This is a genomic window from Streptomyces sp. NPDC053513, assembly GCF_044544765.1.
GTDB lineage: Bacteria > Actinomycetota > Actinomycetes > Streptomycetales > Streptomycetaceae > Streptomyces > Streptomyces litmocidini.
In genome coordinates this window covers 356,591-373,898 of sequence record NZ_JBITXP010000002.1, presented here as the reverse complement: position 1 = coordinate 373,898, position 17,308 = coordinate 356,591, and the positions used below count along the sequence as shown (strand labels likewise).

Annotated in this window: 15 protein-coding genes; 10 read left to right on the top strand and 5 right to left on the bottom strand. The window is 74.0% G+C overall.

All coding sequences use genetic code 11. From position 1 onward, the window contains the following. The first annotated feature begins 76 nt into the window (after positions 1–76). Positions 77–1,180, top strand: coding sequence for an LLM class flavin-dependent oxidoreductase (locus ACIGW4_RS04905; protein WP_399578681.1), 1,104 nt, complete (start codon positions 77–79; stop codon positions 1,178–1,180). Positions 1,181–1,184: 4 nt separating this feature from the next. Continuing rightward, positions 1,185–1,808, top strand: coding sequence for an FMN reductase (locus tag ACIGW4_RS04900; protein ID WP_123453381.1), 624 nt, complete (start codon positions 1,185–1,187; stop codon positions 1,806–1,808). Between the two features lie 393 nt (positions 1,809–2,201). Here ACIGW4_RS04900 and ACIGW4_RS04895 read toward each other — a convergent pair whose 3' ends face one another. Both ACIGW4_RS04895 and ACIGW4_RS04890 read right to left on the bottom strand, forming a co-directional pair. After that, positions 2,202–2,606 (bottom strand): hypothetical protein, encoded by a 405-nt coding sequence (locus tag ACIGW4_RS04895; protein ID WP_123453383.1) that lies wholly within the window; start codon positions 2,604–2,606, stop codon positions 2,202–2,204. Positions 2,607–2,692: 86 nt separating this feature from the next. Continuing rightward, positions 2,693–4,024: a PLP-dependent aminotransferase family protein gene (locus ACIGW4_RS04890; RefSeq protein WP_399578511.1), complete on the bottom strand. Its 1,332-nt coding sequence runs from the start codon at positions 4,022–4,024 to the stop codon at positions 2,693–2,695. Between the two features lie 78 nt (positions 4,025–4,102). On the opposite strand from ACIGW4_RS04890, the gene ACIGW4_RS04885 reads away from it, so the two are divergent. From ACIGW4_RS04885 to ACIGW4_RS04855, 7 genes are all read left to right on the top strand, one after another. After that, entirely contained in the window at positions 4,103–4,879 is a 777-nt protein-coding gene (locus ACIGW4_RS04885) for an alpha/beta fold hydrolase (protein ID WP_399578510.1), read from the top strand. A gap of 37 nt (positions 4,880–4,916) precedes the next feature. After that, entirely contained in the window at positions 4,917–5,354 is a 438-nt protein-coding gene (locus tag ACIGW4_RS04880) for a hypothetical protein (protein WP_398708101.1), read from the top strand. 10 nt (positions 5,355–5,364) lie between these two features. After that, positions 5,365–5,826: a hypothetical protein gene (locus ACIGW4_RS04875; RefSeq protein WP_398708100.1), complete on the top strand. Its 462-nt coding sequence runs from the start codon at positions 5,365–5,367 to the stop codon at positions 5,824–5,826. A gap of 55 nt (positions 5,827–5,881) precedes the next feature. Next, positions 5,882–6,118, top strand: coding sequence for a DUF2630 family protein (locus tag ACIGW4_RS04870; protein WP_123453390.1), 237 nt, complete (start codon positions 5,882–5,884; stop codon positions 6,116–6,118). A gap of 523 nt (positions 6,119–6,641) precedes the next feature. Further along, on the top strand, positions 6,642–8,597 hold the full coding sequence (locus ACIGW4_RS04865; RefSeq protein WP_399578507.1) for an FUSC family protein: 1,956 nt from the start codon (positions 6,642–6,644) through the stop codon (positions 8,595–8,597). Between the two features lie 249 nt (positions 8,598–8,846). Further along, on the top strand, positions 8,847–10,322 hold the full coding sequence (locus tag ACIGW4_RS04860; RefSeq protein WP_123453393.1) for an APC family permease: 1,476 nt from the start codon (positions 8,847–8,849) through the stop codon (positions 10,320–10,322). Between the two features lie 91 nt (positions 10,323–10,413). Continuing rightward, a complete protein-coding gene (locus ACIGW4_RS04855) occupies positions 10,414–11,403 on the top strand; it encodes a hypothetical protein (RefSeq protein ID WP_123453395.1) in 990 nt (329 codons plus the stop codon). Positions 11,404–11,476: 73 nt separating this feature from the next. Here the strand turns inward: ACIGW4_RS04855 and ACIGW4_RS04850 are convergent, their stop codons facing one another. Then, positions 11,477–13,537, bottom strand: coding sequence for a PhoX family protein (locus ACIGW4_RS04850; RefSeq protein WP_399578505.1), 2,061 nt, complete (start codon positions 13,535–13,537; stop codon positions 11,477–11,479). Between the two features lie 258 nt (positions 13,538–13,795). Between ACIGW4_RS04850 and ACIGW4_RS04845 the strand changes: the two genes are divergently transcribed. Then, a complete protein-coding gene (locus ACIGW4_RS04845; protein ID WP_399578502.1) occupies positions 13,796–15,430 on the top strand; it encodes a VWA domain-containing protein in 1,635 nt (544 codons plus the stop codon). Here ACIGW4_RS04845 and ACIGW4_RS04840 read toward each other — a convergent pair. Further along, complete coding sequence (locus tag ACIGW4_RS04840; protein ID WP_399578501.1) at positions 15,427–16,575, bottom strand: sensor histidine kinase; 1,149 nt, start codon at positions 16,573–16,575, stop codon at positions 15,427–15,429. The two genes, ACIGW4_RS04845 and ACIGW4_RS04840, sit on opposite strands and share 4 nt — an antisense overlap. Beyond that, complete coding sequence (locus ACIGW4_RS04835; protein ID WP_399578499.1) at positions 16,572–17,273, bottom strand: response regulator transcription factor; 702 nt, start codon at positions 17,271–17,273, stop codon at positions 16,572–16,574. Before ACIGW4_RS04835 ends, ACIGW4_RS04840 begins: the two co-directional genes overlap by 4 nt. Positions 17,274–17,308 lie beyond the last annotated feature (35 nt).

Here is a 17,308-nt window from a genome sequence, read left to right as displayed (position 1 = left end):
ACGGCGGGGGGTCGCGCCGTTCGAAGTAATAGTTTAAGCTTCAACCACTAGCAAGGAACCGCGAGAGGTGAGCACGATGCAGTTCGGGATCTTCACCGTCGGCGACGTGACGACCGACCCCACCACCGGCCGCACCCCCACCGAGCACGAGCGCATCAAGAACACCGTCGCGATCGCGCTCAAGGCCGAGGAGGTCGGGCTCGACGTCTTCGCGACCGGCGAGCACCACAACCCGCCGTTCGTCCCGTCCTCCCCGACGACGCTCCTCGGGCACATAGCCGCCCGCACGGAGAACCTGATCCTGTCGACCTCCACCACCCTGATCACCACCAACGACCCGGTGAAGATCGCCGAGGACTACGCCACCCTCCAGCACCTCGCCGACGGCCGCGTGGACCTGATGATGGGCCGCGGCAACACCGGCCCGGTCTACCCGTGGTTCGGCCAGGACATCCGCCAGGGCATCCCGCTCGCCATCGAGAACTACGCGCTCCTCCACAAGCTGTGGAGGGAGGACGTGGTCGACTGGGAGGGCAAGTTCCGCAGCGCCCTCCAGGGCTTCACGTCCACCCCGCGCCCCCTCGACGGCGTCCCGCCGTTCGTCTGGCACGGCTCCATCCGCTCCCCCGAGATCGCCGAACAGGCCGCCTACTACGGCGACGGCTTCTTCGCGAACCACATCTTCTGGCCCAAGCAGCACACCGAGAAGATGGTCCGGCTCTACCGGCAGCGGTACGCGCACTACGGCCACGGCACCCCCGAGCAGGCCATCGTCGGCCTCGGCGGCCAGGTCTTCCTGCGGAAGAACTCGCAGGTCGCGGTACGGGAGTTCCGCCCGTACTTCGACAACGCTCCGGTCTACGGCCACGGCCCGAGCCTGGAGGAGTTCAGCCGCGAGACCCCGCTGACCGTCGGCTCCCCGCAGGAGGTCATCGAACGCACGCTGTCCTTCCGCGAGTACGTGGGCGACTACCAGCGCCAGCTGTTCCTGGTCGACCACGCCGGACTGCCCCTGAAGACGGTCCTGGAGCAGCTCGACATCCTCGGCGAGGAGGTCGTCCCGGTGCTGCGCAAGGAGTTCGCGAACCTGCGGCCGGCCGGAGTGCCGGAGACCGCCCCGCTCCACCCCGCGGTCGTCTCGAACGCCTCGAACGCCTCGAACGCCTCGAAGGAGGTCTGACGTCATGCAGACGTTGAAGCTGGTCGCCGTGTCCGCCGGACTCAGCGCGCCCTCGTCCACCCGGCTGCTCGCCGACCGGCTTCTCCAGTCGGCCCGGTACCGGCTGGCCGAGCAGGAGTACGCCGTCGACGTCGAGGTCGTCGAACTGCGCGACCTGGCCGTCGACATCGCGAAGAACTTCGTGACGGGATTCCCGTCGGCGGCGCTGGAGGAGGCCATCGAGAAGGTGACGTCGGCGGACGGCGTCATCGCGGTGACGCCCGTCTTCACCGCCTCCTACAGCGGCCTGTTCAAGTCCTTCTTCGACCTGATCGACCCGGCGGCGCTGACCGGGACCCCGGTCCTCATCGGCGCGACGGGCGGCACGGCCCGCCACTCCCTGGTCCTGGACCACGCCCTGCGCCCCCTCTTCGCCTACCTCCGCGCCTCCGTCTCCCCCACCGCGGTCTACGCGGCCTCGGAGGACTGGGGCACCGGCGGCGACGAGTACACGGAGGGCCTGCCGGCCAGGATCACCCGCGCGGGGAACGAGTTCGCGGACGTGGTGGCGGGGAGGCCGGCCCGTCGCCCCGAGGACGACGAGATCGTCCCCTTCGAGCAGCAGCTGGCGGACTTGCGCCTGAACTGAGGGACACCCCACCGGGTCGGTGCGGGCCGGCGGCCCGCCCGCCGCGCGGGCCGCGCCCGGCGGGGCGGTGCCCCCGCCCACCCCCGTGCGGGCCGCGCCCGGGTGGGCGGCTCCCCCTGCCCGTGTGGGCAATCGTCCCGCTGGGGCGGGACGGGTGGGCACACGGGACGGCGCCCTCAGCGGCGCCTCCGCGTTCCGCGCCTGAACCCGCACCGAAAGCGGCGGTGCACACCTGGTGCGGGTTCAGGCACGGGAGCCTCGGGCGCCGGCAGGGCGCGGGTCCGTTGTGCCCACCCGTTCCGCCCCAGCGGAACGACTGCCCACAACGGGGGTGGGCGCGGGCACCGCCCGGCGGGCGCGCCCACAACGGGGGGCGCCGTAGGGCAGGGGAGGTCACCACGGGGCCGGGTGGCCCGCCGCGTCCTCGTGCGTGTAGAAGAGGTAGAACGCCGCGCCCGCGGTCACCACCCCCACGATCAACCCCAACAGCGCCGACGAGTAGACGCTCGCGTTCGAGAGGCTGTACAGGAAGCCGACCGCGATGCCGGCCAACGCGCCCCACGCGACGGCGCGACCCTCGCGCGGCAGGGCGCGCCCGTACCGCCGGAGGGCGTACAGGGCGACGGCGAGGACGACCGCGGAGACGAGGCCCAGCCAGAACTGTCCCCAGCTGAGCCCACCGCCGTGGCGGGCGTTCACCTCCGCGTAGAACCCGTACAGGACGCCGATCGTGACCGGGAGTCCCCAGCCGTTCGTGCTGACGCGGCGCCGCGTGGGCACCGCTGCGTGTGCGGCCATGGCAGGAGCTCCTTCGTGTCCGGCCCCCCTGGTTCCGGTTCCCGCACCCTCCAGGGCACACCCCCGCCCGGCGGCCCGCAAGTGGATCACGGTCCCTCGGCCGCCACCGCCGCCAGCCGGGCGAGGGCCTCGTCCAGTACCGCGACCGGCGGTGACGCGAGGCCCAGCCGGACGGCGTCGGGGGCGCCGGCGCGACCGGCCGCGAAGGCGCTGCCGGGGGTGACCGCCACGCCCGCGCGTGCGGCGGCGGCCGCCGTGAAGGTCTCCGCGCGCCAGGGCGCGGGCAGCTCCCACCAGCAGTAGTAGGCGTGCGGGGAGGTCCGGAGCGCGTGCCCGGCGAGCCGCCGCAGGAGGAGCGCGTGCCGGGCCCCGGCGTCGGCCCGTTTGGCGGCGACGGCCTCGGCGACCGTGCCGTCGCCGGTCCAGCGGGTGGCGGCGGCGAGGGCGAGTCCGCCGGCCGTCCAGGCGCCGGAGCGCAGGGCGTCGGCCACCGCCGTACGGAGCCTTCCCGGCGCCACCACGTAGCCGACCGTCAGACCGGGGACGAGCCGCTTCGAGAGGCTGTCGACCAGGAGGACCCGCTCCGGCGCGTGCGCGGCGAGCGGCGCGGGCGCGCCGGGGTCGAGGAAGGCCCAGGTGGTGTCCTCGACGGCGGTGAGGTCCAGGTGGCGGAGGAGTTCGGCGAGTTCGGCCCGCCGCGCCTCGCCGAGGGTCGTGGAGAGCGGGTTGTGCAGGGTGGGCTGGAGGTAGACGGCGGAGAGCGGTGCGGTCCGGTGGGCGGCGGCCAGCGCCTCCGGCCGTACCCCTTCCGCGTCGAGGGCGAGGGGGACGAGCCGGATGCCGAGCCGTTCGGCGACCGCTTTGACCAGGGGGTACGTGAGGGCTTCGACGCCGACGCGGCCGCCGGGCGGCACGAGGGCGGAGAACGCGGCGGCGATGGCCTGGCGGGCGTTCCCGGCGAAGAGGACGTTCTCGGGGTCCGGCGCCCAGCCGGGCCGGGCGAGCACGGTCGCCGCCGCCTCCCGGGCCTCGGCCGTACCGGTCGCGGCGGCCGGGCGGGAGACGGCCTCGGCGAGCACGTCGGGCCGGGCGAGCGCCGCGAGCGCGCGGGCCATCAGCTCCGACTGCTCCTCGGCGACCGGGTAGTTGAGCTGGAGGTCGACGGGCGCGGCGCCGGTCGCCTCGGCGAGGGCGGGCCCGGGCAGCGGGGGTGCGGCGCGGACGAAGGTGCCGCGGCCGACCTCGCCGACGACGAGGCCGCGGCGGGCCAGCTCCCCGTACACCCGGATCGCCGTCGAGTTCGCGATCCCGTGGCGGCGGGCGAACACCCGCTGCGGCGGCAGCCGGTCGCCGGGACGCAACCGCCCGTCCCGTACGGCGGCCTCGACCCGGTCCGCGATCCTCCGGTACTCCTCCACCCGGTCCGCCCCCTCCCCATTGCACCGAGAGCAAAGATCTTATTGCACCGAGCAGTTGGGGCTGCCTAGCCTGCGTCCATGCCCACCTTCCACGAGGACCGGGGCACCGGCCCCGCCCTTCTCCTCATCCACGGCCACCCCTTCGACCACACCATGTGGCAGCCGCAGATCGACCGCTTCTCCCGCGCCGGACACCGCGTGATCGCCCCCGACCTGCGGGGATACGGCGCCACGCCCCTGGGCGCGACGACCGGTGCCACCGGCCTCGACGACTTCGCCGAGGACCTCGTCGCCCTCCTCGACGAACTCGGCATCGACGACTGCGTCGTCGCCGGCCTCTCCATGGGCGGCCAGATCGCCATGGAACTCGTCCGCCGTCACCCCGAACGGGTCCGGGGCCTCGTCCTCGCCGACACCTTCCCCGCCGCCGAGACCGAGGACGGCAAGAAGACCCGGAACGCCATGGCCGACCGGCTCCTGCGGGAGGGCATGCGCGGATACGCCGACGAGGTCCTCGACCGGATGGTCGCCCCGTACAACACGCACGCCGCGCCGCACGTCCACCGCATGATGTGCGCCACCGACCCGGTCGCCGCGGCGGCCGCCCTGCGCGGGCGGGCCGAGCGCCCCGACCACCGGGAGACGCTCGCCGCCGTCACCGTCCCCGCACTCGTCATCGTCGGCCGCGACGACACGTACACCCCGGTGGAGGACGCGGAGGAGATGCACGCCCTGCTCCCCCACTCGACGCTCACCGTGATCGAACGGGCCGCGCACCTGCCCAATCTGGAACGGCCCGAGGAGTTCGACGCGGCCCTCGACGCCTTCCTTCGCTCACTCGTTCGGACCAGCTGAAGGTTCGGAGCCGTACGAACGCGCCGACGATGGGGCCATGAGCCAGAACACCGCGCCCCGCAAGACGGGCACCCAGCCGAGCACCGCCGGATCCTGGGCCGCCGGCGGCACCCTCTTCGCCGGCGTCCTCATGCTGGTCACCGGCTTCATGGACGTCTTCCAGGGCATCGCCGGCATCGCCGAGGACGACGTCTACACCCGCATCGGTGACTACGTCTTCAAGTTCAACCTGACCACCTGGGGATGGATCCACCTGATCCTCGGCGTCATCGTCGCCATCACCGGCGTCGGCATCCTCAAGGGCGCCGAGTGGGGCCGGGTCGCCGGCATCTCGCTGGCCTCCCTCAACCTCCTCCTCCAGTTCCTCTTCCTGCCCTACCAGCCGTGGTGGGCGCTCTTCTCCATGGCCATCTCGATCTTCGTGATCTGGGCGCTGGCGACGGACGAGACGTACGGCCCGAACGAGCGGTTCTGAGACGCCGACCATGAAACGAGACGAACGAGGAGGACGGGGAGACCGGAGAACCGGAATCGTCCTCACCACCGCCACCGCCACTGTGCTCCTCGCCCTCACCGGCTGCGACACCGCCAAGGACAAGGCCGGCCAGATCGTCTCCTCCGCCACGGCGGCCGTCGCCTCGGCCGCCCAGGAGAAGATGAACCAGGTCAAGGACGGGGTGAACGCCACCGGAGACGTACGGGCCGGAGCCACGCGCACGGACGGGGACCGCACGGTCGCCGAGATCACCGCGACCAACCCCAAGGACCAGAACGCCGACTACACGATCATGGTCAACTTCCGTGACACGGACGGGAACTTCCTCGACTCCGTCGTCCTGAACATCAACGACGTCGAACCCGGGAAGTCCAAGACCGGTACCGCGCGCAGCAACCGGACCCTCTCGGGCGAGACGAAGGCGGAGATCGCGCAGGCGCTCCGCCACTGAACCGCGGGCCCTCCTCGACCTGCGCGCCCGGCGCCGATCCGCCACGCTGGAAGGCATGGACAACGACGAGATCCTGGACGACATCGGCGCCCTCGTCGAGGAGGAGCGCGCCCTGCGGCAGCGCACCGGCGGACTCCTCCCCGAGGAACGCACCCGCCTCGCGGAACTCGAGGTACGCCTCGACCAGTGCTGGGACCTGTTGCGGCAGCGGCGCGCGAAGGCGGAGTTCGGGGAGGATCCGGACACGGCGGCCCTCCGCCCGGCCGCAGAGGTCGAGTCCTACCGCAACTGACCCCCACCCACCGAGCCGGCACCCCGCCCGCGCGGGGCCCACGCTCTGCGGGACGGCGCCCCCGCCCACCCGCCGTGTGGGCAATCGTCCCGCTGGGGCGGGACGGGTGGGCACACGGGACGGCGCCCTTCAGCGGCGCCTCCGCGTTCCGCGCCTGGACCCGCACCGAAAGCAGCGGTGCACGGGGTGCGGGTCCAGGCACATGAGCCTCGGGCGCCGGCAAGGGCGCTGGTCCGTTGTGCCCACCCGTTCCGCCCCAGCGGAACGACTGCCCACAACGGGGGGCGCGGGGGTGGGCACCGCCCGGCGGGCGCGCGTCCACAACGGGGGCGCGGGGTGGGCCACCGCCCCGGCGGGGCGCAGGTCCTACACGGGGGTGGGCACCGCCCGGTGGGCGCAACCCACAACGGGGGCGCGGGGGCGGGCCCCGCCTGACGGGCGCAGCCCGCGGCGTGGGGGTGTCGTCCCGTGGGGTGGGTGTTCAAGGCGAGGGTTCAAGGGCCTCGCGGCGTACGTTGGTCGCATGGCTCGGCCCCCGCGGATCACCCCGCCCACCTGGCTCACCGCCGGCCTGAGGCCGGCCCCCGCACCGATCCCCTGGGCCGCCGCCGCCCGCGCCTCCGTCGCCCTGTCCGTGCCGCTCGCCGCCGGCCTGGCGGCAGGGCAGCCGGCGTACGGGGCGCTGGTCTCGATGGGCGCGCTCTCCGGCGTGATCGGGGACACCGCCGACGCCTACCGGATGCGGGTCTTCAACATCGCGGTGCCGCAGGCGTTCGGCGCCCTCGGGGTCACCCTGGGGACCCTCGTCTTCGGGCACGGGTGGGCCGCCGTCGCCACCCTCACCCTCGTGGCCCTGGTCTCCGGGATGATCTCCTCGATCGGCGCGGTCGCCTCCGTCTCCGGTCTGCTGCTCCTCCTCAACGCGGTCGTCGGCGCGGGCCTGCCGATGCCCGACCCGTGGTGGAAGGCGCCCGTCCTCCTCGGTCTCGGCGGCCTGTTCGTCCTCGTCCTCACGCTCCTCGGCTGGCCGATGCGCCGCGCCGCCCCCGAGCGGGAGGCCGTGGCGGCGACGTACCGGACCGTCGCCGAGCTGTACGAGGCGACCGGCACGGCCGCGTACGACGAGAAGCGGCAGGCCGTCACCGCCTCCCTCAACCAGTCGTACGACCTGGTCCTCGCCCGCCGGGCCCGCCAGCACGGCCGCGCCGCCCCGCTGGTGCGGATCCTGGCCCAGCTCAACGTGGTCATCCCGCTCGTGGAGGCCGCCCCCGCCGCGCATCTGCGGGCCCGCCTGGTCGGCCCGCTGTCCCCGGCGATCCCGGCGGCGGTGCGGGGACTCGCGGACGCCGTCGAGGAGGGCCGCACCGGCACCCCCGCCCTGGACGGCCTGCCGGCGCCCGAGCGGCCGGCCGAGAGGGCCGTCGACCACGCCCTGCGGCACGCGGCGGCCGTCGTCCACGAGGCGGACCCCGATCCGTACGGCGTCGACGACCGCCTCGGCCGGCCCGCCGCGCTCCGGGTCCGGGCCCGCCGGGCGGCCCGCGCGGTCCTGCTCTCCGAGGCGTCCTGGCGGTACGGCCTGCGGCTGGCGCTCTGCGTCGGCCTCGCGCAGGCCCTGGTCTCGCTGATCCCCGTGCCCCGCTCGTACTGGGTGGCGCTCACCGTCACGTTCGTCATGAAGCCGGACTTCGGCTCGGTCTTCTCGCGGGCCGTGCTCCGCGCCGCCGGCACGGCCGCCGGGCTGGTCCTGGCCGCCCTGGTCCTGTCCGAGGTGCCGCGCGGCTGGTGGGACGTGCCGGTGATGATGGTGCTCGCGGCGCTCATCCCGGCCTTCTCCGCGAAGGGGTACGCCTTCCAGACCGCGGCCATCACCCCGGTCATCCTGCTGCTCTCCGACATCCTCAACCACCAGGGCTTCGACCTCGTCCTGCCGCGGCTGTACGACTCGCTCATCGGCTGCGGGATCGCGCTGGTCGCCGGCTACCTGCTCTGGCCGGAGTCCTGGCACGCCCGGATCGGGGACCGGCTCGCGGACGCGGTCGCGGACACCGCCGCGTACGTGGAACGGGCCTTCGGCACCGGAGCGGACCACGCCGAACGGCTCCGGGCCCGCCGGAAGCTCTACCGGGACCTGTCGACCGTCCGCTCGGAGTTCCAGCGGGCCCTGACCGAGCCGCCGCCGACGGGCGCCCGGGCCGCCGCCTGGTGGCCGCTCGTCGTCGCCGTGGAGCGGATCGTGGACGCGACGACCGCCGCCCGGATCCGGGTCGATCACGGCGCCCCGGCGCCCGACCCGGCGGAGGTCGCCGCCGTGGAGCGGGAGTTGCGGGAGCTCGCGGACGGACTGCGCGACACCGACACCCTCGTGGAGGTCCGCGCGGAGCTCCCCGGCGACGAGAACGACGAGAACGGAGTCCTCGCACCGCTCCGCCGGGAGGTGAGCGCGGCCCGCGCCGTCGCCGGTCCCGACCTGCGGTAAACCCTCCTCGGGGGGCGTGCGGGAGAACTTACCGGCGGTCACGGAACGGAACCCTCCCCACCACCGTTACCGGAAGCCACCCGGGCGACTACGATGCGCTCGATTGACCGTGATCCGCGCCCGTCGCCGCCGGAAACCGGCCCGACGGGCGTGCCGCTCAGTCCTGCCACAGCCCTGCCGAACCCAGCCCCGCCAAGCCCGGCCCCGCCGAATCCCCGCCTCAGCCCCCGCGCCCCCCGAGGACCCGCCATGCGCACCACCACGAACAGAGGGCTCCAGCCCAACGTCCTCGGCACCTTCGACACGATCGTGATGGCCGTCGCCGGCAGCGCCCCCGCCTACTCGCTGGCCGCGACCACCGCCGTCCTCTTCGGCGCGGTCGGCCTCGCCGGGCCCGCCGCGCTGCTCTACTGCGCGATACCGATGCTCGGCATCGTCCTCGCGTACGCCCGCCTCGGCCGCATCGACGTCAACGCCGGTGCCGGGTACTCCTGGGTGGGCCGCACCCTCCACCCCTTCCTCGGCTTCCTCTCCGGCTGGGCGCTCGTCTTCGCCGCCACCGTGTTCATGGTGGCCGGCTCGCTGCCCGCCGGCTCCCTCACGCTCTCCCTGTTCGACCGGGACCTCGCCGCGAACACCCCGCTCGCCGCGGCCGTCGGCGCCGGCTGGTTCCTGATGATGCTGCTCGTCGTCCTGGGCGGCGCCCGGCTGACCGTACGGGCGCAACTCGTGATGTCCGGGGTCGAGATGCTGATCCTGCTCGCCTTCGTCCTGGCCGCCGTCGCGCACCGGGGCCGGGCCACCGCCTTCGACTGGTCCTGGTTCGCGCTCGACCACTTCCACGGGCCGGACACCTTCGCCGCCGGGGCGCTGATCGCCGCGTTCTACTACTGGGGCTGGGACGTCACCAGCAACCTCAGCGAGGAGACCCGCGACAGCCGCCGGACCGCCGGGCTCGCCGCGCTCGTCGGCGTCGGCTTCGTCTTCCTCCTCTTCGAGGCCTTCACCGTCGCCGTCAACGTCCTGCTGAGCGCCGAGGAGATCCGCGCCGCCGGACCGAACGTCCTCGCCGTCCTCGGCCAGGAGATCTGGCCCGGCGTCGGCGGCAAACTGCTCGTCGTGGCGGTCCTGCTGTCCACCGTCGCCACCCTGGAGACCACGCTCCTCCAGGTCACCCGCTCGCTCTTCGCGATGGGCCGCGACCGGACCCTGCCGGCCGCGCTCGGTCTCGTGCACCGCCGCTGGAACACCCCGTGGGTCGCGATCGCCGCCGTCGGCGGTGCCGCGCTCCTGATGTTCTGCGCGGCCGCGGCGGCCGGCTCGGTGCAGCGGATCCTCAGCGACGCCGTGGCCGCGATCGGCCTCCAGATCGCCTTCTACTACGGCCTGGCGGGCATCGCCGCCGTCGTCGCGTACAAGGCGGTCCTGTTCCGCTCCGTACGGAACCTGGTCCTCGGCGGCCTCTGGCCGCTGCTCGGCTCCGCGTTCATGCTCTGGGCCTTCGTCGAGTCCCTCGGCGAACTCTCCACGACCGCCCTCACCATCGGCCTGGGCGGACTGCTCCTCGGCGTGGTCCCGCTCCTCGTCTACTGGCGGAAGGGCAGCGACTACTACCGCCCGGCCCGTCTCGACGCGGTCCGCGCGCTCGCGGCGGCGGAGGGCTCGGCCCCGGTCGGCCGCCCGCGCACGGGCACCCGCGACAAGAGCTACGCGACGGACTTCTGACGCGCCCCTCGCACGCCCCAGCCGCTTCCGACCCGCACGAACCTCCGCGACAGCGACTTCTGACGGCAGCCGAACCCGAAGGAGGCCCCCGATGGCCGTACGACGCCGCTCCGTACGCCCGGCGCGTCCGGAGCGCTTCGCGCCCGACTTCGACCCGGACTTCGGGGACCGGGCGCTGACCGAGGCGCGCCACGACATCGTCATCGGCCGCTGGCAGGGCGTACGGGACCTGCTCGCCGCCACCGGCACGGACTGGGCGCGCCGCACCCACCGGCTGCGGCTCCTCTCGCACGCCGCCGCCGGCAGCTCCACCGTCGAGACCTGGCGGGCCGCCGAGCCCGGCAACCCCGACGCCGCCGTGCTGCGGGCCGCGACCGAGGTGGTCCGGGTCTTCGACGCGGCCATCGCGGCCGGCCGGGGCGCCACCATCGAGCGGGGCCGGATCGACGCCGCCGTCGACGCCTGCCGGAGCGCGGCCGAGGCCGCGCCGGCCGACCCGATGCCCTGGGTGTCGCTGCTCTCGGTGGCCCGGCTGTACGAGGGCGGGGTGCCGCGCCGCGAACTGCGCCACTGGTTCGACGAGTTGCGCCGCCGCGATCCGTACAACACCGAGGGCCACATCCAGGTGCTCCGCTACTGGTCGGCGCGGTGGCACGGCACGCACGGCAGCATGTACGACTTCGCCCGTGACGCGGCGGGCGTGGCCCCGCCCGGCTCGCCGCTGCCGGTCCTGGTGCAGGTGGCGCGGGTCGAGGAGTACCGGTACGTCGCGGACGGGGCGCTCGGCCGGGGCCCGGTGCGCGGCTTCGACCAGCACTGGAAGCACGAACTGGCGGTGACCGAGCTGCGCCGTACCCACGCGCGCTGGATCGGCGGGCGGGACCCGGAGCTCCCGGTGGCGCCGGAAGAGGTGGGCGACCTCAACTTCCTGGCGCACGCGGCCTGTTACGCCGGGCAGGTGGAGATCGCCCGGGAGCTGATGGGGATGCTGGGCGCGCGGGCGGCGTGGGTGCCGTGGTCGTACACGGGCGACCCGGAGGAGCAGTTCACGAGGTTCAGGGAGGGCCTGGGAGTGGGATGACCCCCCTCCCAGGCCCGGGGGCCCAGGTCCCGGGAACCTGTCGGCCCCCGGAGGCCCAGGCCCCGGGAACCTCCTAGACGCCGATGTCGCGGCCGTCCGTGCGCCACACGGAGACGACGGCCGGGCGGACGATCCTGCCCGGCCCGTCGGGCCAGACGGAGGCGGGCTTCTCGACGGAGGCGCCGTCGACCTCGCCCGGGTGCTGCACGGAGACGAGGACGCGGCGGTCCTGGACGAGCGGGCCGCAGGTCTCGGCGCCGGTCGGGACGGTCAGGAACTGCTTGAGCTCACCGCGCCGCTCGCCGCGCGTGGCGACGCCGAACAGGCCGTCGTGCGAGCCGAGCTGGTTGCCGTCGGTGGAGATCCACAGGTTGCCGTGCGGGTCGAAGGCGACGTTGTCCGGGCAGGAGATCGGGGAGACCTTCTCCTTGGGGAAGCCGGCGAAGTAGGTGGCCGGGTCGGAGGGGTCTCCGGCGACGAGGAACAGCCGCCAGGCGAAGCCGTCGCTCGACGGGTCGTCCCAGTGCTCGGAGAGCTCCAGGACGTGGCCGTGCTTGTTGACGTTGCGCGGGTTGGCCTCGTCGGCGGGGGCGTTGCCCGTGGTGCCGCGCTTGGAGTTGTTGGTGAGCGCGACGTAGACGCGGCCGCTGCGCGGGGACGGCTCGACGTCCTCGGGACGGTCCATCTTCGTCGCGCCGACCTTGTCGCCGGCGAGGCGGGTGAAGACGTACACCTCCTCGGCGGTCATGCCGGGGACGTGCGAGACGGCGCCGTCGGGACCGGCCGTGGCGAGCGGGATCCACACGCCGGAACCGTCGAACTCGCCGTCGGAGGGCAGCTTGCCGGTGCCGTCGATCTCGGCGGCGGGCGAGTCGCCGGTGAACTTGGCGACGTACAGGGTGCCCTCGTCGAGGAGGGTGAGGTTGTGCTCGTGGGCGGAGCGGGAGGACCCCTTCTTCATCCGCTTGGACGAGACGAACTTGTAGAGGTAGTCGAACCGCTCGTCGTCGCCCATGTAGACGACCGGACGGCCGTCCTCGGTGAGCCGGGGCTGAGCGGCCTCGTGCTTGAAGCGGCCGAGCGCGGTGCGCTTGCGGGGCGTGGACTCCGGGTCGTACGGGTCGAGCTCGACGACCCAGCCGAAGCGGTGCACCTCGTTGGGCTCCTGCTTGAGGTCGAAACGCTTGTCGAAGCGCTCCCACTTCCGCTCGGAGGCCCCGGTGCCGACGCCGTACCGCTTGTCGGTGGCGCTCGACCCGTTGGCGAAGTACTGGTTGATGTTCTCCTCGCCGTGGAGCGTGGTGCCCCACGGGGTGGTGCCGCCGGAGCAGTTGTTGAGCGTGCCGAGGACGGTACGGCCGTCCGGGTCGGCGGAGGTCCTGACGAGGGCGCTGCCGGCCGCCGGACCGGTGAGCTCGAACTCGCTGGTGGCGGTCAGGCGCCGGTTGAGCCGGTGCCGGGTGACGGCGGTGAGCCTGCCGGTGCGGTGCTCCTCCTGGACCACGACGACGCCGAGGCCGTGCGCGGCCCAGGCGATCTCGACCTGCTCGCGGGTCGGGTTCTCGGGGTCGTACCCCCGGAACATCAGCACCTCGTCGGTGTACTCGTGGTTGGCGACGAGGACCTGGCGGTGCGGCTCGTGGCGCAGCGGCAGGAGGGAGAGGAAGTCGTTGTTGTAACCGAACTGGCCGGCCTGGGCGGCGGCGGTCTGGTTCTCGGAGTCGAAGGCGGGCGCGCCGCGGAGGATGGGATCGCCCCAGCGTACGACCACGTTCTGGCCGTACCCGGCGGGGACGGTGACCCGGTCGTCGGTGTTGGGCGCGACGGGGGTGAACCGGAGCCCGCGGGCGCCGTCGGCGGGCTCCGCCTTCTGCGGCTGCGGCTGGGCGACGGCCTCCTGGGCGTTCCCGAGGGTAGCGGCCCCGCCGACGGCGGAGGCGACGGTCACGACGGCGGCGGCGCGCAGCGCGGAACGGCGGGAGAGCGCGCCGGCGATGACGTCGCCGACGTACTCGTTGTCGCTGGTGTTGGGGACGTCATGGAAGCAGGCGTCACCGCAGCGGAACCGGCAGGTGAGGGCGGAACGACCGCCTCCGTGCGGGTTCGTGCTCAGCAGCGGCAGCAGTTTGCGCACTTCGTCCTCCTCCGGCGCGGACCGCGCCGACGTGGTGTCGGGATTGCTTCGGCGGCGACGCTATGGGCGTAGATCTGCACGGGGACGGCGCCGGAGTGAACGCCGCATGAATGCACGGCAACCGGCGGCGACCGGGTCATCGGAGGCGGGAGGGGCGGCCGCTAACCTTACGTATCCGCCCTGGCCAGGGATGAACGTCCCGAAACGCCCAGTACGGACATTCACACTGCACCCCCACTCATGCGAAAGGGTTCGCCCATGGGTATTCGGAGCATGCTGCGCAAGGTGTTCGGCCGGGACCGCGAGGAGTCCCCGGCAACCTCCGTCCCGCCCCAGACGCGTGAGACCCCGGAGGCCGTGGAGACGGCGGAGACGGTGGCCCCGGAGGCACCGGCGGGCTCGGCGGAGACCGGGGGCTCGACGGAGACCGGGGAGGCCGTGGAGCCCCGGGAAACGGCGGAGCCCCGGGAGGCCCCGGAGACGGCGGCCCGCCGGGCGGCGGACGACCTGGTGGCGGCGGCCTTCGACAACCCGCAGATCCCGAGGGCGCGGACGGCCGACGACGGGGAGACGGGGAGGACGACCACGGCTTCCGAGCCGTCCGCCGCCGCGGAGCCGGTGGCCGAGGCCTCTGCGGAGCCGGCTGTGGAGCCGGTTGCCGAGGAGCCGGCCGAGGCCGTGGACGCGGCGACGCCGGAGGCCGAAGAGGCGACGGCGGACGCGGCGGCCGAGACGACGGTCACCGGTGAGCGACAGGAGACGGCGGAGCCGGAGGAGGCCGCTGCCGACGAGGCGCGGGCCGAGGCGGACGTTCCGGCGACGCCGGAGGCGGCCGTCGCCACGGACGCCGACACGGAGGCGTCCGACACCGCCGTCGAGGCGGAGGCGGAGATCGCCGACGAGCCGCAGACCGAGGCCGCCGCCCCGGCGGAGCCGGAGACGCAGGCGCAGGATGTCGAGGTCGCGACCGACGAGGCCCGGACGGAGGCGGTGGTCGTCGCGGACGACACGGACCCGGCGGAGCCGGAAGCGGACGAGCCGCAGGCCGAAGCCGCCGCCCCGGCGGAGCCGGAGGCCGTCGAGGCCGCGGACGAGTCCACCGCCCCGGCCGATCCGGTCGCCGCGGCGGCCGAGCCGGAGGCCCAGGCCGTCGAGACCCAGGCCGTCGAAGTCGCGGCCGCCGACGCCCCGGCCGAAGAAGCCCGGGCCCAGGACACCGCCCCCGCTCCCACCCCCGCCCTCCCCCTCGCCGCAGTCAAGGCCGCCGCCCCGCATCTCGCGGACGCGTACAAGGCCGCCGGGGCGCAGCTCAAGAAGCAGGGGCTGACGGGCGCGCGGGCGGCCGTGTACCTCGTGGTGGACCGGTCGGGTTCGATGCGCGGGTACTTCAAGGACGGTTCCGTGCAGCGGCTCGCCGAGCAGGTCACCGCGCTCGCGGCGCACCTCGACGAGGACGCCACGGTCACGACCGTGTTCTTCTCGACGGACATCGACGGCACGGTCGACCTGACCCCCGCCGACCTCACCCCCACCCGGATCGAGGAGATCAACGGCACCCTCGGCCGCCTGGGCCGCACCAACTACCACCGCGCCGTGGAGGAGGTCCTCGCCCACCACGAGAAGGCGGACCCGGCCCGCCCGGCCCTGGTGGTGTTCCAGACGGACGGCGCGCCGGAGTCGAGGACGGCGGCGACGCAGGCCCTCGCCGAGGCGGCGGAGAAGCCTCTGAACTGGCGGTTCGTGGTCTGGGGCGAGGAGGACAACAAGGCCTTCGACTACCTCCGGAAGCTCGACGGCACCCCCCGTACGTCGGCGTACTTCGCGGGTGTGACCCCCGTCGAGGCGACGCACGCGGCGTTCTTCAAGGGCCTGCTGGCCGGCCTGGAGCTCTAGGCGCGAGAGGTACGAGAAGCGCGAGAGGCACGCGAGGCAGGCGAGGCACGAGAGGTACGAGAGTCGGTGGCGGTGACCGGCAGGGTCACCGTCACCACCAGCCCGCCGCCCTCCGCGGCGGACCGCGCCACGGCCCGTACGGTCCCGCCGTGCGCGACGGCGATCGACCGCACGATGGAGAGCCCGAGCCCCGCGCCGGGCCCCATCCGGTCCCGCCCCTCCCCCCGCCGGAAGGGTTCGAAGAGCCCGTCGACGTCCCCGGCTGGAACGACCGGCCCGGTGTTGACGACGGTGAGGACCCCGTCCTCGGCCCGTACGCCCACCTCGCCCCCCGGCACGTTGTAGGCGACGGCGTTCGCGACGAGGTTCCGTACGAGCTGCGCGAGCAGCACCCGGTTCCCCCGTACGACACCGCCGTCGGCGACCACGCGCGCGTCCGGGTGCTCCTCGGCGACGACCTCCCCGAGCGGCACGTCCTCCTGTTCGGCGAGCCCCCGCTCGCTCCGCGCGAGGAGCAGCAGCCCGTCGATGAGGCGCTCGCTGCGCCGGTTGGCGTCGAGGAGGACCTGCCGGACGTCGCAGTCGTCGTCGAGCCCGATCTGGATCGCGGCGCGCTGGGTGGCGAGCGGGGTGCGCAGTTCGTGGGAGGCGTTGGCGATGAACCGGCGCTGGCTGTCGAAGGCGGTCTCCAGGCGCCCGAGCAGTGCGTCGATCGTGTCGCCGAGTTCCTTGAGCTCGTCGTCGGGCCCGCGCACGGCCAGCCGGTCGCCGAGGTTCCGCTCGGAGAGCAGGCGGGCGCGGGCGGTCATCTCGTGGACGGGCCGCAGGACGCGTCCGGCGGTCCACCAGCCGACGACGACGGCGCCGCAGGCCATGACGAGCAGGCCCAGGGAGGACCACATGAGCATCTGCTCGCCGGCGGCACGGCTGACGTCGTCGCCGATGCGGTAGGCCTCGGCGACGGCGACGTCGTCGTCCGCCCGTGCGACGATCACCTCGGCGTCGGCGTCCGTACCGGCCCTGACCAGCAGGTTCACCAGGAGCAGCAGCACCGCGCCGAGAACGAGGAAGACGCCTCCGTAGACGAGGGCGATGCGGGTGCGGATGGTGGACCCGGCGCCGAGGAGCCCGGGGCGGCCGCTCATAGCGCGTACCCCACGCCCTGCACGGTCCGGATGAGGCCCGGCTCGCCCAGCTTGGCCCGCAGCTTGCTCATGCACACCCTCACGGCCCCGGTGAAGGGATCGGCGTGGGCGTCCCAGGCGCGTTCGAGGAGTTCCTCGGCGGAGACGACGGCGCCGTCGGCCTCCAGGAGGAGCTGGAGGACGGAGAACTCCTTGGGGGAGAGGTCGAGGTCCCGCCCGTCGCGGACGGCGGTCCGCCGGACGGTATCCATGAGGAGGCCGTCGCGTTCCAGGAGCGGGGGCAGGGCGGGGCGGGCGGAGCGGCGCCGGAGGGCGCGGACGCGGGAGACGAGCTCGGGGAAGTCGAAGGGCTTGCCGAGGTAGTCGTCGGCACCGAGGTCGAGGCCGTCGACGCGGTCCTCGACGGCGGAGGAGGCGGTGAGCATGAGGATCCGGGTGGGGGACCCGGCGGCGACGAGCCGCCGGGCCACGTCGTCGCCGTGGACGCGGGGCAGGTCTCGGTCGAGGACGAGCACGTCGTACGGCCCGGGGGCGCCGTACGGACCGGGGGTGCCGGCACCGCCGTACGAGGGCAGCCCGAGCGCCTCCAGTGCGTCGTCCCCGGCGTGGACGGTGTCGACGGCGAAGCCGGCCCGCCGCAGGCCGGTGGCGAGGAGGGCGGCGAGGTCGAGCTCGTCCTCGGCTACGAGTACACGCATGCCGCTCATCATCCACATCCCCCGGTTCACGGATG